The sequence below is a fragment of the Saccharothrix coeruleofusca genome (assembly GCF_014648515.1).
Lineage (GTDB): Bacteria > Actinomycetota > Actinomycetes > Mycobacteriales > Pseudonocardiaceae > Actinosynnema > Actinosynnema coeruleofuscum.
Genome location: NZ_BMRG01000015.1, coordinates 1 through 26680 on the forward strand (window position 1 = coordinate 1; position 26680 = coordinate 26680).

Below are 26680 nucleotides of genomic sequence, written 5' to 3' on the forward strand. Positions count from 1 at the left end.
TCGCATTCAGTTTTGCTTGTGTCCAGAAGCTATCCGAGCGGTATTTCGCGTGTCAAATCCGGTCTGTTTCCAGGTCCAGGGCGCACGAAGCCCGCTTGTTCAGTTCTGGGGGGTTGTTGGGTCACCCACTCTACCACAACCGTGGGAGCTTGGTTCGTGACCTGTGCCGCACTCCGTTCCGGTCTGTCCGGCCCGTTCCGCGCTGGCAGGGAGAAACATACACGACCGCGCGGCGAGAGTGAAATCGAGGGGGTACCTCCGTCCGCGCAGGCACCGCCGGACGTTTGAGGTCCCCGAGTGGCAGGGCACTCGGGGCTGCGGTTCGCTCTGAACCGACAGACCGCACGAGCCAGGAAGGGGATGACGATGACCGCATCGCGCCGCGGCGACGAGCACAGCCCACTGCCGGACGACGCTCCGGAGGCCGACGCCCTGGAACAGCGCGCTCCGGCCACCCCCGTGGACGACATCGCCGATGACGGCGACGAGCGGTCCCCGGCGGACCTCGAAGCCTTCGGCGACGAGGTCACCACGGTCGAGGCCAACCTCGCGGACGTGGCCGAGCAGCACCAGGTCGTGCCGATGGACCTGGACGAGCGCGACGACGCGCTCTGACACAGGCATCGTCCGCCCCGGTCCACCCCGTGGTGGGCGTCCCGGCCCGGTCCGGTCGGACGCCGGGTGATGTCCTCAACGGGTGCGCCCGCTGAGGACATCACCGATCCGGCCTGCGATGACCGTGCCCGAGTGGAGCAGCGGCCTCTCCGGGTGCGACCGGGGCCGCGACGTCCCCTTGGCCGCGACGACCTTGCGCCCCAGCTCGCGCAGGTGCTCCGCCGAGCAGTGCTCGGCGAGCCGGGGCAGCAGGTAGGTCTCCTCCTCCGCGACGTGGTGGCGGATGTCGCGGATCAGCTCGCTCAGCAGCTGGTCGAAGCCGGGGTCGGTGGGTGCCAGGCCCTCCAGCTCCCTCATCACCTGCTCGGCTTCGGCGTGCTCCCGCAGTTCGTGGTCGGCCACCTCGTCGCCGTCGGGCAGCGCCTGCCGCGCCGCCGGGTACATGAACTGCTCCTCGGCCGCCGCGTGGCGGGCCAGCTCGCTGATCGCCCGGTCGGCCAACGCGCGGCGGTGCTGCGGGGTGCCGCGCCCGCTCTCCAGCTCTTGGAACAGCCGCTCGACCGCGCGGTGGTCGGCGGTGATCACGCGGATCAGGTCGGTGTCGTAGTCGTTGGCGGCCACGGGTCCTCCAGACGCTCGGGTGGCCGCGGCGTACCCGTGCCGCGGGTGACCAACCGACGATCACCTGATCGTGTGCCACGCCATCGGTGCAAGGGGCCAGCCCGAATGGGGCCTTTCCGAGTCGGCGGCGCTGACCGGGGGTATCCGCAGCTCATGCGCTTCAGCCGCAAGCCGACGGGCAAGCAGTTCTTCGAGCTGTTCACCGCGATCGGGTCGAACATCGGGCACAGCGTCGAGGTGCTGCGCGAGTTCGTGCGGGCACCCGCCGAGCAGCGCGCGGAGCTGGCCGCCCGGATGCGGGAACTGGAGCACGCGGGCGATGACGCTACCCACGCGATCATCGAGCACCTCGACCGGTCGTTCGTCACGCCGTTCGACCGGGAGGACATCTACCGCCTGGCCGTTCGGCTCGACGACGTGGTGGACCACATGGACGCGGCGGTCGACCTGGCCACCCTCTACCGGGTGCAGGAGCTGCCCGATGGCGTGGAGGCGCTGGTCGGTCTGCTGTGCCAGGCGGCCCAGCTGACCGCCGAGGCGATGCCCCGGCTGGCGTCGCCGCAGAACCTGACCACCTACTGGGTCCGGGTGAACGAGCTGGAGAACGACGCCGACCAGGTGTACCGGAGACTGCTGTCGGCGCTGTTCAACGGCAGTCGGGACGCGCTGGAGGTGCTGAAGCTGAAGGACGTGGTGGACGAGCTGGAGTCGGCCGCCGACGCGTTCGAGCACGTGGCCAACGTGGTGCACTCGATCGCGGTCAAGGAATCCTGATGCTGACCACCGGGCTGGTGCTGGTCGTCGTGCTCGCCCTGGCGTTCGACTTCACCAACGGCTTCCACGACGCGGCCAACGCCATCGCCAGCGCGGTGTCGACCCGAGCGCTGGGCCTGCGGGGCGCGCTGGCGCTGGCCGCGGTGATGAACCTGATCGGGGCGCTGCTGGGCACGGGGGTCGCGGTCACCATCGCCTCCGGCGTCATCGACACCCCGGTCGGCGAGGACGCGCTGCACGTGGTCACCGCGGCGCTGGTGGGCGCGATCACCTGGAACCTGATCACCTGGTACTTCGGTCTGCCGTCGTCGTCATCGCACGCGCTGGTCGGCGGGCTGGTCGGGGCCGCGCTGGCCTCGGCGACCTCCGTGCACTGGGCGGGCGTGCTGGAGAAGGTCGTCGTGCCGATGGTGGCCTCGCCGGTGGTCGGTCTGCTGCTCGGCTACGCGGTGATGACGGCGATCCGGTGGGCGTTCCGCAACACCAACCCGCACCGGGCGGGCCACCTGATGCGGCGGGCCCAGGTGTTCTCCGCGGCGAGCCTGGCACTGGGGCACGGCCTGCAGGACGCCCAGAAGAGCATGGGGGTCATCGTCCTGGCACTGGTGGTGACCGGGCACCAGCAGGACTACCGGGTGCCGCTGTGGGTGGTGGTGGCGTGCGCGCTGGCGTTGGCGGCGGGCACCTACTCGGGTGGCCTGCGGATCATGCGCACGCTGGGCAGGCGCATCTTCCACCTGACCCCGCCGCACGGCTTCGCGGCGGAGCTGTCGGCCTCGTCGGTGCTGTACCTGACCGCCTTCGCGTTCGCCGCCCCGATCTCCACCACGCACGTGATCACCTCGGCGGTGATGGGCGTGGGGGCGACCACGCGCCGCTCCGCCGTGCGCTGGTCGGTGGCGGGTGACATCGCGAAGGGCTGGGTGCTCACCCTGCCGTGCTCGGCCGCCGCGGCCGCCGCCGCGCACGTCGTCGTGTCGCTGCTGTGAGGACCGGGCCGCTCATGGCCGCAGCACCAGGCGGACCGGGTCGCCCTCCTTGCGGATCAGCCGGTCCACGGCCTCCTGCGCCCGCGCCAGCGGCAGCACGTCGGTGACGGAGCGGCTGAAGTCGATCCGCCGGTGGGCGACCAGCGCCACCAGCTCGGTCAAGTGCTGGGGCTCGGAGCCGTAGTGGCCGCGCACCTGCTGCTGGAAGTAGCTGAACGCGGTGCCGTTGGTGATGGTCAGCGGCTGGTTGGTCAGCCCGACCAGCACCAGCCGCCCGCGCGCCGCCAGGCAGGACACCGCCTGCTCGCGCACCGCGGCCACACCCGCGAAGTCGAAGGCCGCGGCCAAGCCCTGCCCGCCGGTGACCTCGCGCACCCGCTGCGGCAGTTCCGCGTCGGCCGGGTCGAGGACCAGGTCGGCGCCGAAGGCCAGGGCGCGCTCCCGCGCGGCGGGCAGCGGGTCGACGGCGACGACGGGGGCCGCGCCCACCAGGCGCAACAGCTGCACGGCGTGCGCGCCCAGGCCGCCCGCGCCCCACACCCCCACCGGCTCGGCCGGGCGGACCTGCCCGGTGGCGGTGATGGCCGCCCACGGTGTGCTGACCGCGTCGGGGATGATCGCGGCCTGCTCGAACGGCAAGTCGTCCGGGATGGGCACGACCGTGTCCGCCGCGGCGAGCGCGTGCTCGGCCCAGCCGCCGTCGTAGTCGACCCCGCGCGTGTAGACCACGCCCTCGCGCTCCTCGCCCGCCTGCAGCAGCACCCGCTGCCCCGTGGCCACGGCGGTCACGTCCGGGCCGAGCGCGTCCACGGTGCCCGCCACCTCGTGACCGAGGGTGACGCTGTCGTCGGCCAGGAACAGCGGCGAGAGGCTGCCGTCGATCAGGTGCACGTCGGACAGGCACACGCCCGCGGCGGCCACCCTGATGCGGACCTGCCCCGGTCCCGGTTCCGGCGTGGGCACCTGGTCCACCACCAGCTCGCGGGTCCTGACGTTCAACCGGGCTGCCAACATGGACGACTCCTCACAGCAGGACTGTCGGCCTCGGACTGTTCCGTCCTACTGACCGGGCGGCGGACCCGCAACAGGAGGTCGGGCTACTCGCACAGCGCGGTGTCCAGCGCCGCCTCGACGCGCTGGTAGGCGGGCAGCGTCGAGGACAGCGCGGTGACCACCACCGTGGCCGCCTTCCCGTCCGGTCCGACGCCGTTGGCGGTGGTGTAACCGGGGGCCAGCCCGCCGTGGGTCCAGGCGAACCCGCCGCAGCTGAGCTTGAAGGTGGCGATGCCCAGCCCGTAGCGCGACTCGCCCACGGTGTCGAAGCCGGGGGCCTCGACCGTGGTCCGCATCTGCCGCAGCAGTTCCGGCGCGAGCAGGGTGCCGTCCAGCAGCGCGGTCATGAAGCGGTTGAGGTCCCTGGGGGTGCCGACCAGCTGGCCTGCGGCCCAGCCTCCCGAGGGGTCGGACTCGGTGACGTCGACCGGCGTGGTGCTGCCCTGCGGGGTGAGGTAGCCGTGCGGGTGCGCGCCCCGGATGCGCTGCTCGCCGACACCGGGCCAGTAGGTCTCGCGCAGTCCGAGGCGGTTGATGATCCGGTTGGTGATCTCCTCGCCGATCGGCCTGCCGGTGACCTTCTGCACGACCAGTCCCGCCAGCACGTAGTTGGTGTTGGCGTAGCTCCACCCCGGTTCGGGTCGCGGCTGCGCCAGCGCCACGTCGACCAGCTCCCTCGGTTCCACGTGGACGTGCAGCGTGGAGACGACGTCCTTGAGCACCGCCTCGTCGTAGTCGGGCAGGCCGCTGGTGTGCTGCAGCAGCTGGCGGACGGTGATCCGGTTGCCGTCGAAGCCGTTGCCGCGCACCACGCCGGGCAGATAGGTCTCCACCGGTGCGTCCAGGTCGATCCTGCCCTCGCCCACCAGTTGCAGCACGACGGTCGCGGTGAACATCTTGGTGTTGCTGGCGATGCGGACCTGGCCGTTGACGGGGACCTCCGCCTTGGTCTTCAGGTCGGCGACTCCCGCGGTGTAGTCGCGGACCCGGCCGTCGCGCTCCCGCACCGAGGCCAGCGCGGCGGGGAACTGGTGGTCGCGGACCAGGCCGTCCAGGCTCCGCTGCACCGCGTCGGGGTGCCGGGCGGATTCGGTGTCGGCGGCGCTCGCCCGGACGGCGGTCACCCCGCCCGCGACGGCGAGCGCGGTCAGCACCGCGATCCAGCCGCGCCCTGCCCGCGCACGGGTGGGGCGGGAGTCGACGGAGGTGGTCTCGACTGGACGAGCGGACATGGGATCTCCCCTGCTGCGCCGGTGTTCCTCGGACGTGGCCAGCATGTCCGAGAACCGGCGCCCCATCGATCCCGTGGCCTGGACAGCGGTGGTACGGCTGGCTGTACCACCACTGTCCGCAAAGGACCGCGGAGCAGGCGGATCAACGCCGCCGACGGGTGTCGTCCAGGTAGCGCAACACGGCGGTGACGCGGCGGTCCGAGCGGTCGGTCGGCGCCAGGTCGAGCTTGGCGAAGATGTTGCGGATGTGCTTGTGCACCGCGCCTTCGGTGACCACCAGCCGGTCGGCGATGGCGGTGTTGCCCAGCCCCTCGGCCATCAGCGCCAGCACGTCGCGCTCCCGCGGGCTGAGGCGCTCCAGCCTGCTGTCGGGGCGCGTGCGGGCCAGCAGCTGGGCGACCACCTCGGGGTCGATGGCGGTGCCGCCCCCGGCCACCCGGTGCAGCGCGTCCAGGAACTCCTGCACCCGCCCGACCCGCTCCTTGAGCAGGTAGCCGAGGCGGGCACCGCCGTGGGAGAGCAGCTCGGTGGCGAAGGCCTGCTCCACGTAGGCCGACAGCACCAGCACCGCCAGGTCGGGGTGCCTGCGGCGGGCCTCGACGGCCGCGGTGATCCCCTCGTCGCTGTGCGTCGGCGGCATCCGCACGTCCACGATGGCGGTGTCCGGCCGGTGCTCGTCGACCGCGGCCAGGAACTCGTCCGGGGTGCCGGTGGTGGCCACGACGTCGAGGGACTCGGCGCGCAGCAGCAGCGCGAGGCCCTCGCGCAGCAGTGGGTCGTCCTCGGCGATCACGATCCGCACGGCAGGCTCACCACCAGCGCCGTCGGTCCGCCGGGCGGGCTGGTGAGGACGAAGGTCCCGTCGTGCGCCTCGACGCGGCGGCGGATGCCCGCCAGGCCGGACCCGGTGCCCTCGTCCGCCCCGCCGCGGCCGTCATCGGTGATCTCGATGCGCAGTCGGTCGTCATGGCGGCGAAGCGTAACGGTGGCCTGTCGGGCGCCGCTGTGCCGGGCGACGTTGGTCAGCGCCTCGGCGACCGCGAAGTAGGCGGTGGCCTCGACCGACGCGGCGCACCGCTCGGGCAGGTCGGCGTCGACCCGGCAGGGCACCGGGCAGTCCGCCGCCAGCGCGGACAGGGCGTCGGAGAGGCTGCGGTCGGCCAGCACCGGCGGCAGGATGCCGCGCACGACCGCGCGCAGCTCGGCCAGCGCCTGCTCGGCGGCGCCCTGGGCGCGGTCGAGGGCGGCCTCGGCCGTGGCGGTGTCGCGGGTCAGCGCGCGGCGGGCCGCGCCGAGCAGCACGGTGACCGCCACCAGCCGGTTCTGCGTCCCGTCGTGCAGCGCCCGCTCGATCCGCCGCAGCTCGGCGGTGTGCGCGTCCAGCGCGGCGGCCCTGGTCGCGGTCAGCTCGGCCACCCGCAGCGCCAGGTCCGCGCCGCGGTCGGGGGGCAGCAGGCGACGCCCCGGCCACGCCTGCAGCCGCGCCATGCCCGGCGTGACCGCGAGGCTGACCACCAGCCACAGCAGACCCAGCAGGGAGGTGGCGAAAGCGCCTGTCCAGTCGTGCACCACCCACAGACCGAGGCCCGCGGTGGTGTCGACGTCGCCTTCGAGCTTCCACCACAGCGGGTAGGACAGGTCCCGCACCGCGTTGAGGGGGAGCGTCAGCGCCGCCAGGCCGAGGAACAGCCCCAGTGTCGAGTGGACCGCCACCCACCCCAGCTCCCGCCGGACCGACGCGTCCCGCAGTGCCTCGCGCAGCCTCGGGGGCACCGGGTCCGGACCGAGGATCTCCGGTCCCCACCGGGACAGCCGGGCGCGTTCCCGGTCCGCCACCACCCGCAGCACGCGCAGGGTGGTGGGCGCGAGCACCACCCCCACGCCCACCAGGCAGGCCACGGCGGTGACGAGCACGAGGAACAGCGCGACCACCGAGAGGATCGCCGTGCCCAACCCGCCGACGAGGTGTTCCAACCCGTCCAGCGCGGTGCGGGCGCGGGCGGCGACGTCCCACCGCCGGGCGGGTTCGGCTCCACTGGTCGACACCGGCCAAGGACACCACTTCGCCGGTCGCGGCGCCAGGGCGGGGTCCGAGGAGTACAGCCTGCTGTACCCGGTCCGGCCGGCTGGCGGGATCGCTGGAGCCGGTGCCCGCTGCGTAGTTTCCGGGTATGACGGACATCCGGTCGAACTCGCCCAACCCCTCCCCCGTCGGCTCCAGCTCGGTGCGCCCGGTGCTCTGGGTGGTCCTGCTGGTCAGCGGGGTGGCCAACATCGTCACCGTCCCCATGGACATCAACGTGGTCGTCGACACCGTGTTGGGTCTGATCACGCTGTCCTCGGGTGCCGCGCTGATCGTCGACCACTACAAGCGGCGACGTCGTTGAGCGGCCGTGGGCGGGGCCGGGCAGTGGTTACCGGCCCCGCCGGGGGCGTCGGGTAGTACTTGCCGGCGGGTCAGGCGAACTGGCCCACCTGGTAGTCGCCCGCGGGCTGGCGGACGATGACGTTGAGCCGGTTGTAGGCGTTGATGAGGGCGATGAGCGACACGAGCGCGCCGAGCTGCTCCTCGTCGTAGTGCTTGGCGGCGTTGGCCCACGCCTCGTCGGTGACGCCGCCCGCGGCGTCGGCGATGCGGGTGCCCTGCTCGGTCAGCTCCAGCGCGGCGCGCTCGGCCTCGGTGAACACCGTGGCCTCCCGCCAGGTGGCGATCAGGTTCAAGCGCAGCTGCGTCTCCCCCGCGTGCGCGGCTTCCTTGGTGTGCATGTCGGTGCAGAAGCCGCAGCCGTTGATCTGGCTGGCGCGGATCTTCACCAGCTCCTGGGTCGCCGGGGGCAGCGTCGAAGTGGTGATGGCCTTGCCCGCCGGGGTGAGGTGCTTGACGAACTTGGCGGCGACGGGGTTGCCGAAGAGGTTCAGACGCGCGTCCATGGTGATCTCCTTGCCGTGTCGGTGCTTCCACAGCGATGACGGGGCGGGAGGAGCGGATGTGACAGCTCGGCTTGTGACGTGCGTCGCACCGGTGACGCGCTCCCCGGCGAGCACGCGGAACGCCCGCCACCTCGGGGGGTGAGGTGACGGGCGTTCCCCTGCGGCAACGGATCAGCCGCAGTGCTCGAACTGGCTCTCGTACGACGACGCGCCCGCGCCGCCGCCCCACTTGACGCACTTGCCCGGCGCGGCGGCGGAGACCGGTCCCGCGAAGTACCCGAACTCGCCCGCGTCGACGCGCCGAGCCGAACCCTGGACCTCCAGGAAGGCCGAGGTTTGCGACGGCGTGCCCAAGGAGGCGGTCTTCGTGGTGGCCACGCAGTTGTTGCCGTTGGCCGCGTTGTAGGACAGGTACACCCGGCCGTCCCGGCCCAGCGGCGCGGAGTCGACCACCGAGTAGCCGCTGCCGCACACCGGCGCGCCGAGGTCGGCTTCGGTCACCACCGACCAGCGGATCGTGGCGTTGGCGTTCATCGCGGGCCCGGCCTCGTACAGCACGCCCGCCGAGGTGCCGGAGAGCTGCACCATGTCGGAGTAGGCCGCGTCCTGGTCCCAGACCACGACGCCGCCTGCCTTGCCGCCCCAGTTGCCCCCCTCGTCGAACGAGGAGCGGATGACCAGCTCCTTGCGGCGGTCGCAGACCGACGGCGCGGCGAACAGGACGCGGTTGTGGCCCGCGCCCCGGTCGGTCGCGCTCATCCGCAGCGTCGAGCCCTGGACCACCGGGGTGACCAGGTCCTCCTCGAAGGCGAACCCGCCGTCGAAGGTCGCGCCGCCGTCGGCGCTGATCGCGTACGCCCGGTTGTTCCGGCCGCCGTTGAGGCACTTGTCGTCGTTGTTGGCGTTGTTGCGGGCCGCTGCGTAGACGCGGCCGTCGGCCAGCTCGACCAGGCTGATCTCCTGCGGGTTCAGGCTCGCCGTGCCCGTGCCGGTGGCCCCGCGCTGCCAGGTGACGCCCTTGTCGTCGCTGTAGATGATCGAGCCGTGGTTCTTGCCGTTCCAGTGGTAGCTCATCCCGGCCACCAGCCTGCCCGCGTGCGCGCCCCTGGTCAGCACCAGCCCGTGGGAAGGGCCGGTGGCCAGCCAGCTCGGCGCGCCGCTGAAGCCCAGCTGCTCGGTCAGCACCCTGGGCGCGGACCAGGTCTGCCCGTTGTCGTCGCTGATCGAGACCCGCGGGATGCGGTTGCAGTCGGGGTTGCGGTCGCACTCCATCACCGACAGCAGCACGATCCGGTCGCTGCCGGGGACGACGATCGGGGTCGGGTTGCCCTTGGTGTCGCCGTGCCCCTCGATGACGACCTTCAGCGCGCCCCAGGTCCGGCCGCCGTCGGTGGAGCGCTTGACCACCAGGTCGATGTCGCCCAGGTCGTTGCAGAAGCTCGCGCCGCCGTTGCGGCCCTCGGCGAAGGCCAGCAGGTCGCCGTTGCCCGCCTTGACCACCGCCGGGATGCGGAAGCAGTCGTAGCCCTCGGTGTTCTCCTTGTAGACCACCGTGTTCGGCACGTCGTTGGCCGCTCGCGCCGGGGTGGGCGACAGCGCCGAGACGGCCGAGGCGGCGGCCAGGACGACCGCCGCTCCGGTCAGCAATCGCATGTCAGCCTCTCAGCCGCAGTGCTCGAACTCGCTGTCGTAGGCGGCGGTGCCGACGGAACCGCCCCACTTGACGCACTTGCCCGCGGCCACCGCGCTCACCGGGCCCGCGTAGTAGGTGAAGTTGCCCTGGTCGGTGATCCGCGCCTGGCCCTGGACTTCCAGGTAGGCCGTCGTCGCGCTGGCCGTGCCGATCGAGGTGCCCTTGATGGTGGCCACGCAGTTCTTGCCGGTGGTGGCGTCGTAGAGCAGGTGCACGGTGCCCGCCGAGCCGGGCAGCTGCGCCGTGTCGATCACGCTGTAGCCATCGCCGCAGACGTCCTCGGCGTCGTGCGGGTTGTCGCTGCCGCCGCCGTCGCAGGTGTTGCGGGAGGTCAGCGTCTGGTTGGGGTAGCCGAACCGGACGCCGTTGAAGTAGGCCGGGCGGAGGTTGCCGGGGTAGGACCCGTCCACGCGCACCTCGTAGTGCAGGTGGGCGCTGATGTTGTTGCCCGGCTTGCTGGTGTGCCCGACCTCGCCGATCTTCTGGCCCTGCGCCACGGTGGCGCCCACCGAGACGGTGCGGACGCGCAGGTGGGCGTAGTAGGTGTACCAGCCGCCGCCGTGGTCGATCTTGATCAGGTTGCCGTAGCGGTTGACCTCGCCCTGGTGGGCGGAGATCACCACGGTGCCCGCGGCGGCGGCCACGACGGTGTCACCCTCGTCCGCGCCCGCGCTGCTGCCCCGGTTGAAGTCGATCTCCCAGCTCTGGTGCGCGTTGCTGTTGTCGTTGTCCCCGTTCCACGACTGGCCGCAGGGAAACGGCAGCTGGAAGCGCGGCTCGGCGGCGGACGCCTGCGCGTTGGAGAGCACCAGCCCGGACAGCGCCGTCACCAGCGCCAGTGCCGCGGTTCTGATTCTCATGTCGGTTCTCCTCTGGGGGCGGAAGTCAGCACTTGGGCGCGACGGGCGCGTCCGAGCCGGTCAGCAGGTAGGTGTCGGAGACGTAGTGGTCCGGTCCGATGCGGTCCCAGATGGTGCTGGTGCCGTACGGGCCGGTGACCTCCTCGCCCTCGACGTAGCACTCGACGATCACCTTGGCCTTGTTGGCGGCCAGGCCCTTGATGGCGGCGGTGGTGCTGGGCGCGGCGCGCAGGTTCAGCGGGCTGCCGCTGGTGTTGACCACGCCGGTCGGACCGGTGCCGGTCCACAGGTAGGACACGTTGATCCAGCCGTTGTCGGACATCTTCAGGCCGTCCCAGAAGGTGCCGTCACCCAGGTCGATGCCCGCCGGGTTGGCGGGCCTGCGGCCGAACTCGTCCTTGCCCCCGTTGTAGCCGTCCTGGTAGGCGGCCTGCGCCTCGGGCTTGCCCTGCGGCAGGTCCTTCCACATCTGGCGGGTGGCCGAGGGGTTCCAGTAGTCGTCCATGGTGTTCCACGGGCCGACGTCCCACACCGGCGCGTACTCGCAGCGGCTGTTGTCGGTGCGGCACAACCGCACGGTGTAGTCACCGGTGTTCTTGGGCGCCAGGCCGCGACGCGAGGGCAGAGCGACGAAGTGGTCCCGGTTGCCGATGACGTGGCCGTTGGCGGTGGTGCGCCCTGCCAGCCCTTCCCTCGTGGCGAACACGCGGTAGGTCAGCGGCGCGGCAGCGGCACCGACCTCGGCGGCCCGCGTGCGCGGCGCGGCGTCGGCGGTGAGGTCGACGCGCTCGACGCTGGGCGCCGCACCGGTGGCGGACAGGGTCACGCGCACCTGCACGGTGGTCACCGAGGCGGGCAGCGCTTCACCGGCGGGCGTCCACTCCGTCCAGTCGCGGTCGGAGGTCTTGCCGCGCACGTCCACCTCGACCGCGGCACCGGCCGGGACGTCGGCCTCGGCGCGGGCGCTGATCCGGTCCACCGGTCGGTCCAGCGACCGCTCGCCGAGCAGCAGGTAGCCCTGACCGGCGCGCTCGGCGCTGCCCAGGGTCAGCTCGCCGTCGCGCACCGCGACACCGACGTCGTCCCCGTCCACCGCGGACAGGTCGGCTGACCAGCTCGGTCCGGACTGCTCGGCCTGCGCGGGCGCCACGGCCGCGGCCAGCGCGGCGGGCACCGACAGGGCGGCGACGCCGAGCGCCACCGCCCGACTGGAGATCTTCGTTCGCCTGGTCACCGCAGAAATCCCCTTCCCCAGTGGCACGGGGTGTCCGTGCCAGGGCAGGACTCAACGGGTCGCGGCTACAAGATCCGTACAAACCTCAGGCGAGCGCGGTGCGCAGCCGCTCCGCCAACGCCCGCTCCTCGCGCGAGGCGGACAGCTCCCGCCACAGCGCCAGCGCCGCCTCGAAGTGCTCGCGCGCCTGCTCCAGCCGCCGCGCCCGCTGGTGCAGCTCCCCCAGCAGCTCGCGGACCACCGCCTCGGAGCGGCGGTCGCGGTTGCGGCGGTGCGCGGCCAGGCAGCCGCCCAGCAGCACCTCGGCGTGCGCCGGGTCGCCACCGCGCAGGTGCACCTCGGCCAGGTCCTGGTGGGCGTAGACGACGCACTTGTGGTCGCCGAGGTCGTCGAAGATCGCCACCGCCTCGTCCAGCCGCTGCCTGGCCTGGTCGAGCTCGCCCCGGCGGCGGGCCAGCTCGGCCAGCCGCTGCCGGGCGTGCGCGGCGCGGTGCCGGTCGTCCACCGCCTCGGCCAGCGCCAGTGCGCCCGCGAACCACCGCTCGGCGTCGCGCAGGTCGCCGCGCTCCATCCGCACCGCGCCCAGCGCCAGCTCCAGCGCCGCCTGGCGCTGCCGGTCACCGCGCCTGGTGAACACCGCCAGCGCCCGGCCGCCGCGGTCCAGTGCGGCGTCGTGCTCGCCGCGGATGCGCAGCACGGTGATCGCGCCGGTCAGCGCGATGGCCGCGCCGTGCTCGTCGCCCGCCCGCTCGAACAGCTCGCGGGAGGCGTCGAACGCGGCCATCGCCTCGGCGTAGGCGTCCTGGTAGACGTGCACCAGGCCCAGGTTGCGCAACAGGATCGCCTCGCCCCGCTCGTCGCCCGCCCGGCGCGCGGCGGCCAGCGCCACCCGGTGCGTGCGCAGCCAGTCCTCGTGCCTGCTGCGCAGGTCGAAGTACGGCGCGAAGGCGGCGGCCAGCCGCCAGGCCAGGTCGTCGTGGCCCCACTCGGCGGCCAGCGCCACCACGGAGACGCCGGTGCCGGTCGTGGTGTCGTACCAGACGTCCGGTTGCGCCACCAGCGACTCCACGGCGGGCGGGCGCCACGCTCCGGCCGTCTCCCAGGACGGCACCAGGCCGAAGTAGTTCGTCGGCAGGCCGTCCGCGGCGGTGACGGCCAGCGCGAGGAAACCCTCCGCCACCCGGCGCACGGCCGCGCGGCGGTCCTGCTGCGGATCGTTCTCGGACTGCTCGCGGGCGTAAACGCGCAGCAGGTCGTGCAGCCGGTACAGGGGCTCGCCCCGGCTGTCCGCGCTGGCCAGCTCGACCAGGTGGGCGTCGACCAGCACGTCGAGCACGTCGTCGGCCTCGGAGCGGTCCAGCAGTGCGGCCACCACCCAGGAGGGGAACTGCCCCCGGCCGAGCAGGCCCAGACCGCGGAAGGCGCGGGCAGCGGTGCCGGACAGCTGGTCGTAGCTCAGCGCGACGCTGGCGCGCACCGCCAGGTCGCCGACGCGCAGCTCGTCGAGCAGCCGCCGCTCGTCGGCCAGCCGCTCGGCGAACCGGCGCAGCGTCCACTGCGGGCGGTGCGCCAGCCTGGCCCCCGCGACCCGGATCGCCAGCGGCAGGTAGCCGCACGACTCCAGGATCGCGGTCGCGCCATCGGGCTCGGCGGCCACCCGCGCGGCACCCGCCACGTCCGACAGCAGGCCCGCGGCCTCGTCCAGGGGAAGCACGTCCAGCTCGACGGTGTGCGTCCCGCCCAGGTCCGGCAGCCGGGTCCGACTGGTCAGCAGCACCGCCGACCCGCCCGCACCGGGCAGCAGCGGCCGCACCCGCGCGGCCTCGCCCGCGTCGTCGAGCACCACCAGAACCCTGGACGCGGCCAGCTTCGACCGCAGCAGCGACGCCCGGTCGGCCACCTCGCGGGGCAGCGCGGTCTCCGGCACGCCCAGCGCGCGCAGCAGCTCCACCAGCACGTCGCCGGGCCGCCGCGGGTGGTCGGTGGTGCCGCCGAGGTCCACGTGCAGCTGGCCGTCGGGGAAATCCGCCCGCACCTCGTGCGCCACCCGCACCACGACCGCCGACTTGCCCACGCCGGGCGGGCCGGAGACGATCGCGACGGTGGGCCGCCCGGCCCGGCCGCGCTCGCGCAGCAGACCGACCAGCCGGTCCACCACGGCCTGCCTGCCGGTGAAGTCGAGCAGGTCCAGCGGCAGCTGGCAGACCGGCTCGTGCTCACCCGCCTCGGCGGTGACCAGCGCCGAGCGCAGCCCGCGCAGCCGGGGGCCCGGCTCCACGTCCAGCTCCTCGCGCAGCACCCGCTCGGCCTCGGCGTAGGCGCCCAGCGCCTCGGCCCGGCGGCCCGCCCCGTCCAGCGCGGTCATCAGCTGCACCCAGCGCTCCTCGCGCAGCGGGTCGTCGTTGAGCAGACCGCGCAGCTCGACCACGGCCTCGCCGTAGCGGCCCAGCTCGATCTGCACGCGGGTGCGCAACTCCTGAGCGGACAGCCGCAGCTCGGCCAGCCGGGCCAGCGGCGCGCTCCAGGCGTGCCCGTGCGGCAGGTCGGCGAGCACGGGGCCGCGCCACAGCGCCTCCGCGCGCGTCAGCTCGACCAGGGCGGCCTCCTGCTCGCCAGCGTCGAGGGCGCGCTGGGCGGCGGCGACGCGGGCCTCGAAGACGACCCGGTCGACCTCATCGGGGGCGGCGTGCAGCAGGTAGCCCGCCGAGCGGGCCTCGATGCGCTCGGCCAGCTCGGCCTCGTGCTCGGCCAGGCCGCGGCGCAGGGCGTGCACGTAGGTGCGGATGTTCGCGGCGGCCGACCTGGGCGGCCCGCCGGGCCAGAGCACGTCGGCGAGGACGTCGGTGGACACGGTCACGCCCGCCTCGAGCACCAGCGCGGCCAGCAGGGCGCGCGGCTTCGCCCCGCCCAGCGCGACGCTGCGGCCCCCGACCACGACTTCGAGCGGTCCGAGCAGGCGAAACTCGACGGCAGACACGCAGCTGGCTCCCCCCAGAGACCTGGCCTTCGGAAACGGGCCGTTCTGGATCGTATGGGCAGGCCAGACCGACGACAATGGCCTCGCGCCGAACGCTTGTACGGCTCGTGTGCGCACCGCCGCGACGCTGCGCCCATGACGTCTTCACGGATCAGGCGGATGGGTGCGGCCGCCGCGGTGCTGATCACCGCGGCGGTGGGATTGGCGGCGGGCGCGACGCCCGCGGTGGCGGCGGCGGCGACCGGCACGGTGGTGACGGCGGGCGATCCCCTGACCGTGCGCCGCGCGCCCACCACCTCGGCGACCGCGATCGGCTCGGTGGCCAACGGGACCTCCGTCGGCATCGACTGCCAGCTCAACGGGGTGTCGGTGGCAGGCCCCCTGGGCACCACGACCATCTGGGACTACGTGCCCGCCCTGGGCGGGTACATCTCCGACGGCTACGTGCGCACCGGCTCCGACGGCCGGGTGGCCCCGGACTGCGGGGTGGGCACCGGCAGCGCGGCCTGCTCGACCGGCGCGTGCGCCGGGGAGGCGCAGTTCCGCTCGAACGGCCCCCGCTTCTCCGTGTACGACCGCGACGCCGACGGCAAGTCCGCGGTGGTGGCCTACTGGCTCAGCAACGGCACCGGCCCGTTGTACGCCTGGAACTCCGGCGGCGATGGCACGGTCGCGGAGAGGACGGTCTCCGCGACCAAGGGCGACTGGATCTCCTACAAGGTCTGCGTCGCGGACTACTCGGCCACCGACCCCACACTCCAGTCCTGCAGCGCCGGGCTGACCGACTACGTCGCCTGAAAGGGAACCGCGATGCCTCCGATGAAACGACGCGCCGTGCTGCTGGGCGGACTGGCCACGGCGGGCGCCGCGGCGCTGCCCTCGTGGGCGCACGCCCGCACCGCCGCCGCCGCGCCCGCGATCCGCGACCCGTTCCAGCTCGGCGTGGCCTCGGGCGACCCGCTGGCCGACAGCGTGGTGCTGTGGACGAGGTTGGCGCCCGCGCCGCTGAACGCCGACGGCTTCGGCGGGATGCCCGACGCCACCTACGACGTGGAGTGGGAGATCGCCACCGACCAGGCGTTCTCCTCGGTGGTCCAGCGCGGCACCACGACCACCACCCGCGCGCTGGGGCACAGCGTGCACGTCGAGCCGGTGGGCCTGGCCTCGGGCCGCGAGTACTTCTACCGCTTCCGCACCGGCGGGCACATCTCCCCCGTGGGCCGCACCCTCACCGCGCCCGCCGCCGGGGCGTCGGTGAGCCAGCTGAAGTACTGCTTCGCCTCCTGCCAGCACTGGGAGGAGGGGTGGTACCACGCGCACCGCGGCATCGCGGCCGACAACCCGGACCTGGTGCTGTTCCTCGGCGACTACATCTACGAGAAGCCCTCCGGCAGGGACGCGGCCGAGAAGGTGCGCGGGGTGTTCTACACCGACGAGACCACCACGCTGGCCGGGTACCGCGCCCGGTACGCCCAGCACCGCACCGACCCCAACCTCCAGGCTTCGCACGCCGCCGCGCCGTGGCTGGTGGTGTTCGACGACCACGAGGTGGAGAACAACTGGAACAGCTCGACCAGCCCGGCGACCGCGGCCCGCAAGGCCGCGGGCTTCCAGGCGTTCTACGAGAACATGCCGGTCCGCTCCACGGTGAAGCCCAGCGGGTCCGCCATCAAGCTGTACCGCAACTTCCTGTGGGGCGACCTGGCCCGGTTCCACATGCTCGACACCCGCCAGTACCGCAGCGTGCAGACCAGCGGCACCACCTGCACGCCCTACCGCGACACCTCGCGCACCATCACCGGCACCGCGCAGGAGCAGTGGCTGCTCAAGAGCTTCGAGTCCCACCCGGCCACCTGGGACTTCCTCGGCCAGCAGGTGTTCTTCGCGCAGCGGGACGGCGACGGCGACAAGGCCACCTGCGAGAGCCCCGACTCCTGGGACGGCTACCAGGCCTCCCGCGACCGCATCGCCAAGGGCTGGGTGGACCGCCGCGTGCCCAACCCGATCGTGCTCACCGGCGACGTGCACCGGCACTGGGCCGCCGACCTGCGCCTGGACTACTACGATCACAGCGACCCGATCATCGGCTCCGAACTGGTGACCACGTCGGTGACCAGCCAGAACGACTCCTCCGCGCCGAGCTCGGCCTGGCGGTCCAACAACCCGCACATCAAGTACGTGCAGAACAAGCGGGGCTACGTCCGGGTGACCGCCACACCGGATCGGCTGACCGCCGACTTCCGGGTGGTGTCCAACGCCCTGGAGATCGATCCCGCCAAGGCGCTGCTCAGCACCGACGCCAGCTACGTCGTCGAAGCGGGCGCCAAGGGCCTGAAGCGGGCCTGATCACCGTACTTCCCCGCCCAGGGGCCCTGGGCGGGGAAGCCACTCCTCGGCACCACGCGAGGCCGTCTGGGGGCGGCCTCGCGTGGTGCCGGGATCACGCCGAGCCGACCTCGGCGCGGGGGCGCTCCCGCGTCGCGGCACCCGGCTGGTCGTCCAGGTCGGTGCCCTCCACGTCGAGCGCGGGCAGCCAGCGCAGCCACTTGGGCAGCCACCACGCCTTCTCGCCCAGCAGCGCCAGCGCCGCGGGCACCAGGACCATGCGGACCACGAAGGCGTCCACGAGGATGCCGACCGCCAGCGCGAAGGCGATGGACTTGATCGGGCCCTCGCCCGCGGGCACGAAGCCCGCGAACACCGAGAACATGATCAGCGCGGCGGCCACGACCACCGGCGCGGCCTGCCGGAAGCCGGTGGTGATCGCGTCGCGGGGCGAGCCGCCCCGGTGGTGCGCCTCGTGCATCCGGGAGACCAGGAAGATCTGGTAGTCCATGGCCAGGCCGAACAGGATGCCGACCATCAGGATCGGGGTGAGGCTGAGCAGCGGGCCGGTGGTGTCGAGGTTGACCGCGTCGGCCAGCCAGCCCCACTGGAACACCGCCACCGTGGCGCCCAGCGACGCGCCGATGGTCAGCAGGAAGCCCAGCACGCCCACCAGCGGCACCAGCAGCGACCGGAACACCAGCACGAGCAGCACCAGCGCCAGGCCGACGACCAGGGCCAGGTAGACCGGCATGGCCTCGTCGAGGGCCACGGCCACGTCGACGCTGACCGCGGTGGTGCCGGTGACGTAGGCGGTCGCGCCGTCGACCTCCGCCAGCCGGTCGCGCAGGGCGGTGACCAGGTGCTCGGTGGCCTCGCTGGTCGGGCCGGACTTCGGGATGACGGTGAGCATGGCGGCGCTGCCGTCGGCGTTGGGCACCGGCGGGGTGACCAGGGCGACGTCCTCGACCCCCCGGACGGACTCGGCGGCCCGCGTCGCGGTCCCCACCGCCTGGCCGCCCTCGAACAGGACCACGAGCGGGCCGTTGAAGCCCTCGCCGAAGCCACGGGCGAGCAGCCGGTCGGCGCGGGCCTGGGTGCTGTCCTCGGCCGGGGTCTGCACCAGGGTGGTCTGCATCGAGGTCACCGGGAGCGCGACCGCGCCCAGCGCCACCACCGACAGCAGCAGGGCCACCACGCGGTTGCGGGTGATCCCGCCGATCCAGCCCTGGTAGAAGCCGCGCTCGTGGGCGTCGGCCCGCTCGGCGGGCGCGGTGCGCTGCTTGCGCGGCAGGGCGCGCTTGCCGAGGTAGCTGAGCACCGCGGGCACCAGGGTGATGGCGACCAGGACGGCGACGACGATGGTCAGCGCAGCGGCCACGCCCATCTGGGTCAGGAACGGGATGCCCACGACGGCCAGCCCGGCCAGCGCGATGACGACCGTCAGGCCCGCGGTGACCACGGCCGAGCCCGCGGTGCCCACGGCGGTGCCGATGGCCTCGCCCACGTCCAGGCCGCGGCGCAGCTCCTGCCGGTAGCGGTTGATGATGAACAGCGCGTAGTCGATGCCCACCGCCAGGCCCAGCATCGCGGCCAGGACGGGGGTGGTGGACTGCAGGTCCATGAAGCCGGTGGCGATGGTGATGCCCAGCGCGCCGATGCCCACGCCGACCGCGGCGGTCAGCAGGTTCATGCCCGCGACGACCAGCGAGCCGTAGGTCAGGGCCAGGATCAGCAGAGCCACCACCACGCCGATGACCTCGGCCGCGCCGCCGATGTGCGGCGGGGCCTGCGCGGCCTCGCCGGTGACCTCGACGGTCAGCCCGCCCGCGCGGGCGTCGGTCACGGCCTCGGTCAGCGCGGTGCGCTGCTCCTCGGTCACCTCACCGGCCTTGGCCTGGTAGGTGACCGTGCTGTAGGCCGTGTCCTGCTGGGGGTTCACGGTCGGGGCCTGCGGGTCGAGCGGGTTGCTCGCCGAGGTCACACCGGGCAGCGCGCCCAGTTCCCGCACCAGCCCGACGATCTTCTGCGCGTTCTCCGGCGCGGTGAGCTGCTGCCCGTCGGGGGCCTTGACCACCACGCGGGCGGTCGCGCCGCCGCCGGAACCGAACTGCTCCTTGATCTTGTCCAGGGCGGTGGTCGACTCCTGGCCGGGGATGGCGAAGGAGTTGGCGGTGGCCCCGGCCAGGGTGGTCGCGCCGATGGCGGTGCCCACCAGCACCACCAGCCACAGCAGGACCACCGCCAGTCTGCGCCGGTGCGCGCCGAATCCGAGTCGGTACAACAGACGTGCCATGCGAGATCAGGCCTCCACCTGGGCGGAACGGGATGCCGACGCGTCCGGACCTCGGTGGCCGAGCGCGTCGAGACAGGTAGTGATGATGTGCGGCCGCCAGCCGGTCCGATCGCCCGCGCGGTTGGCGGCCAGGCTGAGCACGGCCAGGGCGCTGAGGGTGCCGACGACCCGGACCAGGCGCTCGGTGTCGCCGGAGTCGGGGTCGACGTCGAACACCGCGAAGACCAACCGGTCGACGCCGTCCAAGCCGTCGTCGGCGGAGGCGTCGACATCGGTGCCCAGGGTGTTGATCGCCCTGGACGCCAGTGCCACCAGGCCGGGGCGGTCGAGCGCGAAGTCGGTCATCAGCTGCACCGCCCGCCGGTCGCGGGCCTGCCCAGCGGGCGTCCGCATCACCTGGTCGAGCACCTGCTGGCACTGCGCGCGGCCCATCGCCGTCGCCGCCTCGAACAGGGCTTCCTTGCTGGGGTAGTGGTGCAGCAGACCGGCCTTGGACAGGCCGACGGCGTCGGCGAGGTCCTTCAGCGAGGTGTGGGCGAAGCCGTGTCGCGCGAACAGGCCCGCCGCGCGGTCGAGGATCTCCTCGTCGGCTTGCTGCCGGAACGATCGTGCCACTCGACCGAATGTACTAGCCTGCCGACCGAACTGGTCGGTAAACCGACCGCATCGGTTTGTGACGCTGCTCGCAGCGGCCCGACCGGTGCGGACCACCGCCCGACTCCGCCGCACCGGCGTGGGGCTACCGTCTCGGCAGGTACCCGACCACTGCCCGAGGACTTCCCGATGATCGACTCGCTGGCCCTGGCGCTCACCGTCGCCGCGCTCGTGGCCGCGGCGTGGGCGCTGCTGCTCGTCGCGCTGAACAAACCCCTGGCCCTGGACACCAAGCTCACCCTGGGCATCGCCGGGCTGACCCTGCTGCTGGAGGCGGGGCTGCTGGTCCAAGCGGTGATCGGGATCGTGCGACTGGTCGGCACCGACCGCGAGCTGTCCGGCGCGACCTTCGTGGGCTACCTGCTCGCCCCGGTGGTGGTGCTGCCGCTGGCCGGGCTGTGGGCGGTGGCCGAGCGCAGCCGCTGGGGCGCCTCCGTGCTGGCGGTGGGCTTGCTGAGCGTGCCGGTGATGATCGTGCGCCTGCAGCAGATCTGGGCGGGCCATGCCTGAGGACACCTTGGCGCGGACGACCCGCTCCGGACCGGGCAGGCTGCTCATCGCCGTCTACGGCGTCTTCGCGCTGGCCGCGACCGCCCGCTCGGCGGTGCAGATCGCCACCCGCTTCGACCAGGCCCCGCTGGCCTACCTGCTCTCCGCGCTGGCCGCGGTGGTCTACGTGCTGGCCACGGTCACCCTCGCGCTGGGCAGCCGGGCCTGGCGGCGCGTCGCGCTCGCCTCGTGCGCGGTCGAACTGGCGGGTGTGCTCGCCGTGGGTGCGATCAGCTTCCTCGCGCCGGAATTGTTCCCCGACGCCACGGTGTGGTCGCACTTCGGCAGCGGGTACGGCTTCATCCCGCTGGTGCTGCCGGTGCTGGGCCTGCTGTGGCTGCGCCGCACCGCGAGCGCGCCGCGCGACCTGGCCACCTGACCGGGCGGGGCGACCGGGCTGCCGGTCCCGGTCACCCCGCGCCGATGACCGTCCACAGCGGTCAGTCGCCCTTCACGTTGACGATCTGCCGCAGGGTGTGGCGCACCTCGACCAGGTCCCGCGCGTCGCGCATCACGACGTCGATGTCCTTGTACGCGGCCGGGATCTCGTCGATGAAGGCGTCCGTGTCGCGGTACTCGATGCCCACCATCGCCTTGCGCAGGTCCTCCCGGCTGAACGTCCTGCGCGCGGCCGAGCGCGAGTACTCGCGGCCCGCGCCGTGCGGCGAGGAGTTCAGCGAGACGGGGTTGCCCTTGCCCACCACCACGTACGAGGCGGTGCCCATCGAACCGGGGATCAGCCCCGCCCTGCCCTTCTCGGCGTTGATGGCCCCCTTGCGGGACAACCACACCTGCTTGCCGTAGTGCGTCTCCCGCTCGGTGTAGTTGTGGTGGCAGTTGACCACTTCCGACCGCCGCACCTCGAGCCCCATCCAGTCGGACACGCACGCCACGACGCGGTCCATCATCTCCTCGCGGTTGAGCCAGGCGAACCGCTGCGCCCAGCGCATCTCGCGGATGTACCGCCAGAACTCGTCCTCGCCCTCGACCAGGTAGGCCAGGTCCGGGTCGGGCAGGTCGACCCAGCGGCGCTCGCACTGCTCGCGGGCGACGCGGATGTGCTTCTGGGCGATCTTGTTGCCCACCCCGCGCGACCCGGAGTGCAGGAACAGCCAGACCTGCCCGGTCTCGTCGACGGTGACCTCGATGAAGTGGTTGCCGCTGCCCAGGCTGCCCAGCTGGAGCTCCCAGTTGCCCGCGTAGGAGCCGGGGTCGAACTCGGCCTGCTCGGCGGCCCTGGTCAGCTCCTCCACCCGCTCGCGCGCGGTGTCGGTGAGGCGGGTGTTGTGCTTGCCCGCCGACAGCGGCACGGCCTTCTCGATGGCGACCCGCAGCCGCGCCAGCGGGCGGGCGCGGAACTCGTCCTCGGTGAACTGGGTGCGCACGGCGATCATGCCGCAGCCGATGTCGACGCCGACCGCGGCGGGGATGATCGCACCCAGGGTGGGGATCACGCTGCCGACCGTGGCGCCCTTGCCCAGGTGCGCGTCGGGCATCAGCGCCAGGTGCGGGTGGATGAACGGCATCCGCGCGGTCTTCTCCGCCTGCACGCGCGTGCCGGGGTCCAGGATGGACGCCCAGTTCACCAGTCGCTTGCTGATCTGCTCCACGGCGGTTCTCTCCTCTGCTCGAGGTAGAAGTTAAGCGCCTGCGGGCGGGTTCGCGAGCGAGATTCACGGCCCCTCGGCCGACACCCACGCGCGGCAGGCCCGCCCACCGGGTGGGTTTCCGATGTGCGGACTTCGACCACCCGCACCGGTCGACGGTCGGCGGAGCCCGCCGCTGTCGACCAGGCCGATGAGCGCGGTGAGGAGCAGGCGACGATCCGTGGACGCCCCTTCGGCAGGCCCTCACCGGTGAGAATTCGCGATGATGACACGCGCCTTCGGCGGCACGTTCACCCACAAGGCGGAATCTGCCCGAAAGTCTCTGATCCCTGCACTAACCGGAAGAGCCCCCCAGTTAAGGCTTAAGATCGACACGTGGCATGGACGAGGTAATTGCCCACCTCCTCGTCGGCCCCGTACAACCCCCAGGAAAGGGCGAGACCGATGTCGTTCCTCCCCAAGAAGTTCGCTGTCGCCGCGGCCGGAGCCGCGGTGCTGGCCGCGGTGGCCGCGGCCCAGCCCGCCGCGGCGGCCACCCCCCAGATGGTCTTCTACACCGGCGCCTTCCTGACCGGCAGCAAGACCGTCGCCGACCTCGACACCTCCGGGCAGTGCCAGAACCTGGACCCGGTCGCCTGGTCCGCGCACAACCCCTCCTCGGAGAAGGTCGAAGTCTTCTACAAGGCCGACTGCGCGCCGGGGTTGCCCGGCATCCCGAACGACGACAGGCGCGTCACCATGTTGGCCGGTTACTACGAGAGCTTCCGGCTTCCCGCGCTGAGCTACCGCGTGGTCGACTGAGCACCGCGAACACCTCCGCCGCCCCGTCGTCACCTGCCGGTGACGGCGGGGCGGTTCGCTTTCCACGGGTGCGCGGCCCCGCACGGCGTCGCGGCGGTTGCGAGTCCACCGAGGACGACCGTCCACGACTCCATCCCCGTGGCCCGTGGACCAGTTCACACCCCACTACCCGGTGGACCGAAGAAACCCAGCGCTGTCAAGGGTGTCCGACTGCTGGACCCGGCCGCCGCGCCGTTGACGGCCGGGTCACCGCGCTGGTGCACTGATCGCGCTGGAGTCCCCGCGAGGCGTGCCGGGCGCGAGTCGAAATCCCGGCTTCCCTTGCCCTCAACTCGTCGAAGGGTATGGACGTGCCCGTCGAATTCCTCGGCATGGGCGGCACCAACGACGGCTCGGAGACGAGCCCGCGCACCGGTCCCGCCTTCGACAAGGACTACACCCTGCGGCTGGCCAAGGCGCACGAGGAGCACGGCTGGGACCGCGTGCTGTTCGCCTACGCCTCGGGCGCGCCGGACCCCGCCCAGGTCGCCGCCTACGTGGCGGCGCGGACCGAGCGGCTGGAGATCCTGCTGGCGCACCGGCCCAACGTGTCCTACCCGACCTTCGCCGCCAAGACGTTCGCCACGCTGGACCAGATCAGCGACGGCAGGCTCACCGTGCACTTCATCACCGGCGGCACCGACCACGAGCAGCGCCGTGAGGGCGACTTCCTGGTCAAGGACCAGCGCTACGCGCGCACCCGCGAGTACATCGGGATCGTCAAGCGCGCGTGGACCTCCCGGCAGCCGTTCGACCACGAGGGCGAGCACTACCGGTTCGCCGACTTCGTCAGCGACGTGTTCCCCGCGCGGTCACCGCGCCCGGACGTGTCCTTCGGCGGCTCCTCCCCCGCCGCCTACCGGGCCGGTGGCGCGGAGGCCGACATCTACTGCCTGTGGGGCGAACCGCTGGCCGACACCGCCGAGCAGATCGAGTCGGTCCAGCGCGCGGCGCGGGAGGCCGGGCGCACCGACGTGCCGCGCATCCAGGTCGCGTTCCGGCCGATCATCGCGCCGACCGAGGAGAAGGCGTGGGAGAAGGCGCGTGACGTGGTCGAGCGGATCACCGCGCGCACGAGGGGCGGCACCGCGCCGCTGACCCGGCGGCGCTCGCTGACCAACCCGGAGAACCGGGGTTCGCAGCGGCTGCTGGAGGTGGCCGCGCGCGGTGAGCGGTTCGACCGGGCGCTGTGGACGGCGACGGCCGCGGCCACCGGGGGCGCGGGCAACTCCAACGCGCTGGTCGGCACGCCCGAGACGGTCGCGCAGGCGCTGCTGGACTACTACGACCTCGGCGTGGACATCATCTCCGCCCGTGGCTACGACACCCTCGCGGACGCGATCGACTTCGGTGAGCGGGTGATCCCGATCGTGCGCGAGGAAGTGGCCAAGCGCGATCGGGAGCGCGCGGCGCTCGCGGGCCGCGGATGATCAGACGGATCTCGGTGCACCGCACGCGGGCGGACGCGCCGGAGGCGGCGGTGATGATGCGGGAGCTGACGCACGAGTACGTCAGCCGCTACGGCGATGGCGGGTTCCGCGAGATGACGCGCTTCCCGCCCGAGGAGTTCGCCCCGCCGCACGGGAGCCTGCTGCTGTTGCTGGAGGGCGGCTCGCCGGTGGCGGGCGGGGCGCTGCGCCGCCGCGACGAGCGCACCGCCGAGGTCAAGCGGGTGTGGACGCACTCGGCGCACCGCAGGCGCGGGCTGGCCCGGCGGGTGATGGCGGAGCTGGAGCGGGAAGCGGTCGCCCTGGGCTACTGCCGCGTCTACCTGACCACCGGCCCACGCCAGCCCGAGGCCAGGCAGCTCTACCTGGCGACGGGCTACACACCGCTGTTCGACCCGGCGTGCCCGCCTTCGGCTGCCCCGCTGCCGTTCGAGAAGTCGCTGGAGCGAGGAGGTGGCCCGTGCGGTGGTGTCGACGGCGGGGGCGACGGGCGGCGGTCTTCACCACCTCGCTGCTGACCTACGTCCTCAAGCTCGTCGCGTCCGGCTGACGCGGCAGGAGAACCGGGGTGCCCGCCGGAACTTCGCCCGGCGGGCACCCCGGCCCGTCACTCCTCCAGCTCCGCCCACGCCAGGGCCAGCAGTTCGAACGAGCGCACGCGGTCGGCGTGCGCGTGGACCGTCGTGGTGACCAGCAGTTCGTCGGCACCGGTGCGCTCGCGCAGCGCGGCCAGCTGCTCCGCGGCCCGGCGCGGTGAGCCCACGATCTGGGTGTCCAGCCGGTCGCGCACCAGGCCGCGCTGCGCCTCGGTCCACGGGAACGCGGCGGCTTCGAGCGGACCTGCCACCGGCACCGCGCCCCGCCCGCTGCGGATGGACAGCACCCACGACCCGTACGGCTCGGCCAGTTCCCGAGCGGTGGCGTCGTCCTCGGCCACGACGACCTCCGCGGAGACCAGCACCCTGGGGCGGTCCAGCCGCTTGGACGGCACGAACGCCTCGCGGTAGGAGGCCACCGACTCGTCCACCGTGTTCGGGCTGACGTGGAAGTTGGCGGCGAACGGCAGCCCGAGCCCACCCGCGGCCAGGGAGCTGGGGCCGGCGCTCGACCCGAGCACCCACACCTCCAGATCGGCGCCGGTGGCCGGGAGCGCGAGCCTGCCGCCCTCGCCCGAGATCAGGTCCAGGATCGTCCCGACCTCGCCCGCGTAGTCCTGCCCGCCGTCGGGCCGCACGCCCAGCAGCCGCTGCTGCTCCTCCAGGCGTGCCACCAGCTCCTCGGTCACCACCGGGGATCGCCGCAGGTCCTGCGCGCGCAGCAGGCCGGAGCGGCCAAGGCCGAGGTCCACCCGGTCGGGGTGCAGCTGGGCGACGGTGCCGAACTGCTCGGCCACCACCACCGGCTGGTGGTGACCCAGCAGCACCGCTCCCGAGCCGACGCGGATGCGGGAGGTGGCCGCTGCGAGCAGCCCCACCAGCACGGCCGGGGCGGAGGAGGCGACACCGGACACGAAGTGGTGCTCGGCGACCCAGAACCGGTGGTAGCCGAACTCCTCGGCGCGATGCGCCAGTTCCACGGTGTTGCGCAGCGCGTCCGCGGCCGTGCCGCCGGCGGGCACCGGGGACAGGTCCAGCACGGACAGCGGGGTGTGTCGCGTCATCGGGCTCCTCGCCGGGTCAGCGCGTTGGCGCGAACGCCACCGCGCTCGCGGTGTCCTCGGGCAGGACGACCTCGGTGACACCCGCCGCGTGGTACTCCGCGATCCGCTCGGCGACCTCGGCGTGGCTGCCCACCAGCGCGGTGCCCGCGCCGGTGAACCCCGGCTGCTCGGCGCGGCGGGCGACCTGGCCAGGGCGGGCCGGGGTGACGGGCCGGTCGCCGCCCGCGACGGTGGTGGCGACCCCGTGACCGCCGCCGACGAGGTAGCGGCTGTCGCCGCGGGTCGGCAGGGACCAGTGGAGGGTCAGCGACATGGTGTCCTC

General features: G+C 73.0%; 26 protein-coding genes. 11 read left to right on the forward strand and 15 right to left on the reverse strand.

The window, feature by feature from the left end; genetic code table 11:
* The first annotated feature begins 366 nt into the window (after positions 1–366).
* Positions 367–615, forward strand: a complete 249-nt coding sequence (locus IEZ00_RS27480) for an Rv3202a family protein (RefSeq protein WP_189226245.1) — start codon at positions 367–369, stop codon at positions 613–615.
* A gap of 75 nt (positions 616–690) precedes the next feature.
* Here IEZ00_RS27480 and IEZ00_RS27485 read toward each other — a convergent pair whose 3' ends face one another.
* Complete coding sequence (locus IEZ00_RS27485; RefSeq protein ID WP_189226246.1) at positions 691–1236, reverse strand: hemerythrin domain-containing protein; 546 nt, start codon at positions 1234–1236, stop codon at positions 691–693.
* A gap of 153 nt (positions 1237–1389) precedes the next feature.
* Between IEZ00_RS27485 and IEZ00_RS27490 the strand changes: the two genes are divergently transcribed.
* On the forward strand, positions 1390–2010 hold the full coding sequence (locus IEZ00_RS27490) for a DUF47 domain-containing protein (protein WP_189226247.1): 621 nt from the start codon (positions 1390–1392) through the stop codon (positions 2008–2010).
* Positions 2010–2999: an inorganic phosphate transporter gene (locus IEZ00_RS27495; RefSeq protein ID WP_189226248.1), complete on the forward strand. Its 990-nt coding sequence runs from the start codon at positions 2010–2012 to the stop codon at positions 2997–2999. The genes IEZ00_RS27490 and IEZ00_RS27495 overlap by 1 nt, the downstream gene beginning before the upstream one ends.
* Before the next feature lie 12 nt (positions 3000–3011).
* On the opposite strand, the gene IEZ00_RS27500 is transcribed toward IEZ00_RS27495, so the two are convergent.
* From IEZ00_RS27500 to IEZ00_RS27515, 4 genes are all read right to left on the reverse strand, one after another.
* Positions 3012–4013 (reverse strand): zinc-binding dehydrogenase, encoded by a 1002-nt coding sequence (locus tag IEZ00_RS27500; RefSeq protein ID WP_189226249.1) that lies wholly within the window; start codon positions 4011–4013, stop codon positions 3012–3014.
* An 83-nt stretch (positions 4014–4096) separates the two neighbouring features.
* On the reverse strand, positions 4097–5284 hold the full coding sequence (locus IEZ00_RS27505; RefSeq protein ID WP_189226250.1) for a serine hydrolase domain-containing protein: 1188 nt from the start codon (positions 5282–5284) through the stop codon (positions 4097–4099).
* Positions 5285–5426: 142 nt separating this feature from the next.
* Positions 5427–6086, reverse strand: coding sequence for a response regulator transcription factor (locus IEZ00_RS27510; protein WP_189226251.1), 660 nt, complete (start codon positions 6084–6086; stop codon positions 5427–5429).
* Complete coding sequence (locus IEZ00_RS27515; RefSeq protein ID WP_189226252.1) at positions 6074–7330, reverse strand: sensor histidine kinase; 1257 nt, start codon at positions 7328–7330, stop codon at positions 6074–6076. Before IEZ00_RS27515 ends, IEZ00_RS27510 begins: the two co-directional genes overlap by 13 nt.
* 125 nt (positions 7331–7455) lie before the next feature.
* Here IEZ00_RS27515 and IEZ00_RS27520 point away from each other — a divergent pair, with 125 nt between their 5' ends.
* Entirely contained in the window at positions 7456–7671 is a 216-nt protein-coding gene (locus IEZ00_RS27520; protein ID WP_189226253.1) for a hypothetical protein, read from the forward strand.
* 70 nt (positions 7672–7741) lie between these two features.
* Here the strand turns inward: IEZ00_RS27520 and IEZ00_RS27525 are convergent, their stop codons facing one another.
* From IEZ00_RS27525 to IEZ00_RS27545, 5 genes are all read right to left on the reverse strand, one after another.
* Positions 7742–8215, reverse strand: coding sequence for a carboxymuconolactone decarboxylase family protein (locus IEZ00_RS27525; protein ID WP_189226254.1), 474 nt, complete (start codon positions 8213–8215; stop codon positions 7742–7744).
* A gap of 171 nt (positions 8216–8386) precedes the next feature.
* Positions 8387–9868 carry a sialidase family protein gene (locus IEZ00_RS27530; RefSeq protein ID WP_189226255.1) on the reverse strand — a complete coding sequence of 494 codons (1482 nt, stop codon included), beginning with the start codon at positions 9866–9868 and terminating at the stop codon, positions 8387–8389.
* A gap of 9 nt (positions 9869–9877) precedes the next feature.
* Positions 9878–10768 carry a M23 family metallopeptidase gene (locus tag IEZ00_RS27535; RefSeq protein WP_189226256.1) on the reverse strand — a complete coding sequence of 297 codons (891 nt, stop codon included), beginning with the start codon at positions 10766–10768 and terminating at the stop codon, positions 9878–9880.
* 25 nt (positions 10769–10793) lie between these two features.
* Complete coding sequence (locus tag IEZ00_RS27540) at positions 10794–12002, reverse strand: DUF8814 domain-containing protein (protein WP_229796146.1); 1209 nt, start codon at positions 12000–12002, stop codon at positions 10794–10796.
* Between the two features lie 85 nt (positions 12003–12087).
* Positions 12088–14979 carry an AfsR/SARP family transcriptional regulator gene (locus tag IEZ00_RS27545; protein ID WP_189226257.1) on the reverse strand — a complete coding sequence of 964 codons (2892 nt, stop codon included), beginning with the start codon at positions 14977–14979 and terminating at the stop codon, positions 12088–12090.
* Between the two features lie 135 nt (positions 14980–15114).
* On the opposite strand from IEZ00_RS27545, the gene IEZ00_RS27550 reads away from it, so the two are divergent.
* Both IEZ00_RS27550 and IEZ00_RS27555 read left to right on the forward strand, forming a co-directional pair.
* Positions 15115–15777 carry a hypothetical protein gene (locus tag IEZ00_RS27550; protein ID WP_189226258.1) on the forward strand — a complete coding sequence of 221 codons (663 nt, stop codon included), beginning with the start codon at positions 15115–15117 and terminating at the stop codon, positions 15775–15777.
* A 12-nt stretch (positions 15778–15789) separates the two neighbouring features.
* Positions 15790–17325, forward strand: coding sequence for an alkaline phosphatase D family protein (locus IEZ00_RS27555; protein WP_189226259.1), 1536 nt, complete (start codon positions 15790–15792; stop codon positions 17323–17325).
* A gap of 94 nt (positions 17326–17419) precedes the next feature.
* Here the strand turns inward: IEZ00_RS27555 and IEZ00_RS27560 are convergent, their stop codons facing one another.
* Both IEZ00_RS27560 and IEZ00_RS27565 read right to left on the reverse strand, forming a co-directional pair.
* A complete protein-coding gene (locus IEZ00_RS27560) occupies positions 17420–19600 on the reverse strand; it encodes an MMPL family transporter (protein WP_189226260.1) in 2181 nt (726 codons plus the stop codon).
* 6 nt (positions 19601–19606) lie between these two features.
* Entirely contained in the window at positions 19607–20215 is a 609-nt protein-coding gene (locus IEZ00_RS27565; protein ID WP_189226261.1) for a TetR/AcrR family transcriptional regulator, read from the reverse strand.
* Between the two features lie 168 nt (positions 20216–20383).
* Between IEZ00_RS27565 and IEZ00_RS27570 the strand changes: the two genes are divergently transcribed.
* Together IEZ00_RS27570 and IEZ00_RS27575 are read left to right on the forward strand one after the other, a co-directional pair.
* Entirely contained in the window at positions 20384–20764 is a 381-nt protein-coding gene (locus IEZ00_RS27570; protein ID WP_189226262.1) for a hypothetical protein, read from the forward strand.
* Positions 20757–21182, forward strand: coding sequence for a hypothetical protein (locus IEZ00_RS27575; RefSeq protein WP_189226263.1), 426 nt, complete (start codon positions 20757–20759; stop codon positions 21180–21182). The genes IEZ00_RS27570 and IEZ00_RS27575 overlap by 8 nt, the downstream gene beginning before the upstream one ends.
* A 61-nt stretch (positions 21183–21243) precedes the next feature.
* Here IEZ00_RS27575 and IEZ00_RS27580 read toward each other — a convergent pair whose 3' ends face one another.
* Positions 21244–22413 carry an RtcB family protein gene (locus tag IEZ00_RS27580; protein WP_189226264.1) on the reverse strand — a complete coding sequence of 390 codons (1170 nt, stop codon included), beginning with the start codon at positions 22411–22413 and terminating at the stop codon, positions 21244–21246.
* Positions 22414–22854: 441 nt separating this feature from the next.
* Between IEZ00_RS27580 and IEZ00_RS27585 the strand changes: the two genes are divergently transcribed.
* The 3 genes from IEZ00_RS27585 to IEZ00_RS27595 all read left to right on the forward strand — a co-directional run bounded on the left by IEZ00_RS27585 (position 22855) and on the right by IEZ00_RS27595 (position 25216).
* Positions 22855–23211, forward strand: coding sequence for a hypothetical protein (locus IEZ00_RS27585; protein WP_189226265.1), 357 nt, complete (start codon positions 22855–22857; stop codon positions 23209–23211).
* A gap of 350 nt (positions 23212–23561) precedes the next feature.
* On the forward strand, positions 23562–24680 hold the full coding sequence (locus tag IEZ00_RS27590) for an LLM class flavin-dependent oxidoreductase (RefSeq protein ID WP_189226266.1): 1119 nt from the start codon (positions 23562–23564) through the stop codon (positions 24678–24680).
* Entirely contained in the window at positions 24677–25216 is a 540-nt protein-coding gene (locus IEZ00_RS27595) for a GNAT family N-acetyltransferase (protein ID WP_189226267.1), read from the forward strand. Before IEZ00_RS27590 ends, IEZ00_RS27595 begins: the two co-directional genes overlap by 4 nt.
* Positions 25217–25305: 89 nt before the next feature.
* On the opposite strand, the gene IEZ00_RS27600 is transcribed toward IEZ00_RS27595, so the two are convergent.
* Positions 25306–26358, reverse strand: coding sequence for an LLM class flavin-dependent oxidoreductase (locus IEZ00_RS27600; RefSeq protein WP_189226268.1), 1053 nt, complete (start codon positions 26356–26358; stop codon positions 25306–25308).
* Positions 26359–26374: 16 nt separating this feature from the next.
* Entirely contained in the window at positions 26375–26671 is a 297-nt protein-coding gene (locus IEZ00_RS27605) for an LLM class flavin-dependent oxidoreductase (protein WP_189226269.1), read from the reverse strand.
* Positions 26672–26680 lie beyond the last annotated feature (9 nt).

Coding starts and splice junctions, on each gene's coding strand:
- IEZ00_RS27480 (WP_189226245.1), top strand. CDS start 367: ATGACCGCATCGCGCCGCGGCGACGAGCACAGCCCACTGCCGGACGAC.
- IEZ00_RS27490 (WP_189226247.1), top strand. CDS start 1,390: ATGCGCTTCAGCCGCAAGCCGACGGGCAAGCAGTTCTTCGAGCTGTTC.
- IEZ00_RS27495 (WP_189226248.1), top strand. CDS start 2,010: ATGCTGACCACCGGGCTGGTGCTGGTCGTCGTGCTCGCCCTGGCGTTC.
- IEZ00_RS27500 (WP_189226249.1), bottom strand. CDS start 4,013: ATGTTGGCAGCCCGGTTGAACGTCAGGACCCGCGAGCTGGTGGTGGAC.
- IEZ00_RS27505 (WP_189226250.1), bottom strand. CDS start 5,284: ATGTCCGCTCGTCCAGTCGAGACCACCTCCGTCGACTCCCGCCCCACC.
- IEZ00_RS27520 (WP_189226253.1), top strand. CDS start 7,456: ATGACGGACATCCGGTCGAACTCGCCCAACCCCTCCCCCGTCGGCTCC.
- IEZ00_RS27525 (WP_189226254.1), bottom strand. CDS start 8,215: ATGGACGCGCGTCTGAACCTCTTCGGCAACCCCGTCGCCGCCAAGTTC.
- IEZ00_RS27530 (WP_189226255.1), bottom strand. CDS start 9,868: ATGCGATTGCTGACCGGAGCGGCGGTCGTCCTGGCCGCCGCCTCGGCC.
- IEZ00_RS27535 (WP_189226256.1), bottom strand. CDS start 10,768: ATGAGAATCAGAACCGCGGCACTGGCGCTGGTGACGGCGCTGTCCGGG.
- IEZ00_RS27550 (WP_189226258.1), top strand. CDS start 15,115: ATGACGTCTTCACGGATCAGGCGGATGGGTGCGGCCGCCGCGGTGCTG.
- IEZ00_RS27555 (WP_189226259.1), top strand. CDS start 15,790: ATGCCTCCGATGAAACGACGCGCCGTGCTGCTGGGCGGACTGGCCACG.
- IEZ00_RS27560 (WP_189226260.1), bottom strand. CDS start 19,600: ATGGCACGTCTGTTGTACCGACTCGGATTCGGCGCGCACCGGCGCAGA.
- IEZ00_RS27570 (WP_189226262.1), top strand. CDS start 20,384: ATGATCGACTCGCTGGCCCTGGCGCTCACCGTCGCCGCGCTCGTGGCC.
- IEZ00_RS27575 (WP_189226263.1), top strand. CDS start 20,757: ATGCCTGAGGACACCTTGGCGCGGACGACCCGCTCCGGACCGGGCAGG.
- IEZ00_RS27585 (WP_189226265.1), top strand. CDS start 22,855: ATGTCGTTCCTCCCCAAGAAGTTCGCTGTCGCCGCGGCCGGAGCCGCG.
- IEZ00_RS27595 (WP_189226267.1), top strand. CDS start 24,677: ATGATCAGACGGATCTCGGTGCACCGCACGCGGGCGGACGCGCCGGAG.
- IEZ00_RS27600 (WP_189226268.1), bottom strand. CDS start 26,358: ATGACGCGACACACCCCGCTGTCCGTGCTGGACCTGTCCCCGGTGCCC.
- IEZ00_RS27605 (WP_189226269.1), bottom strand. CDS start 26,671: ATGTCGCTGACCCTCCACTGGTCCCTGCCGACCCGCGGCGACAGCCGC.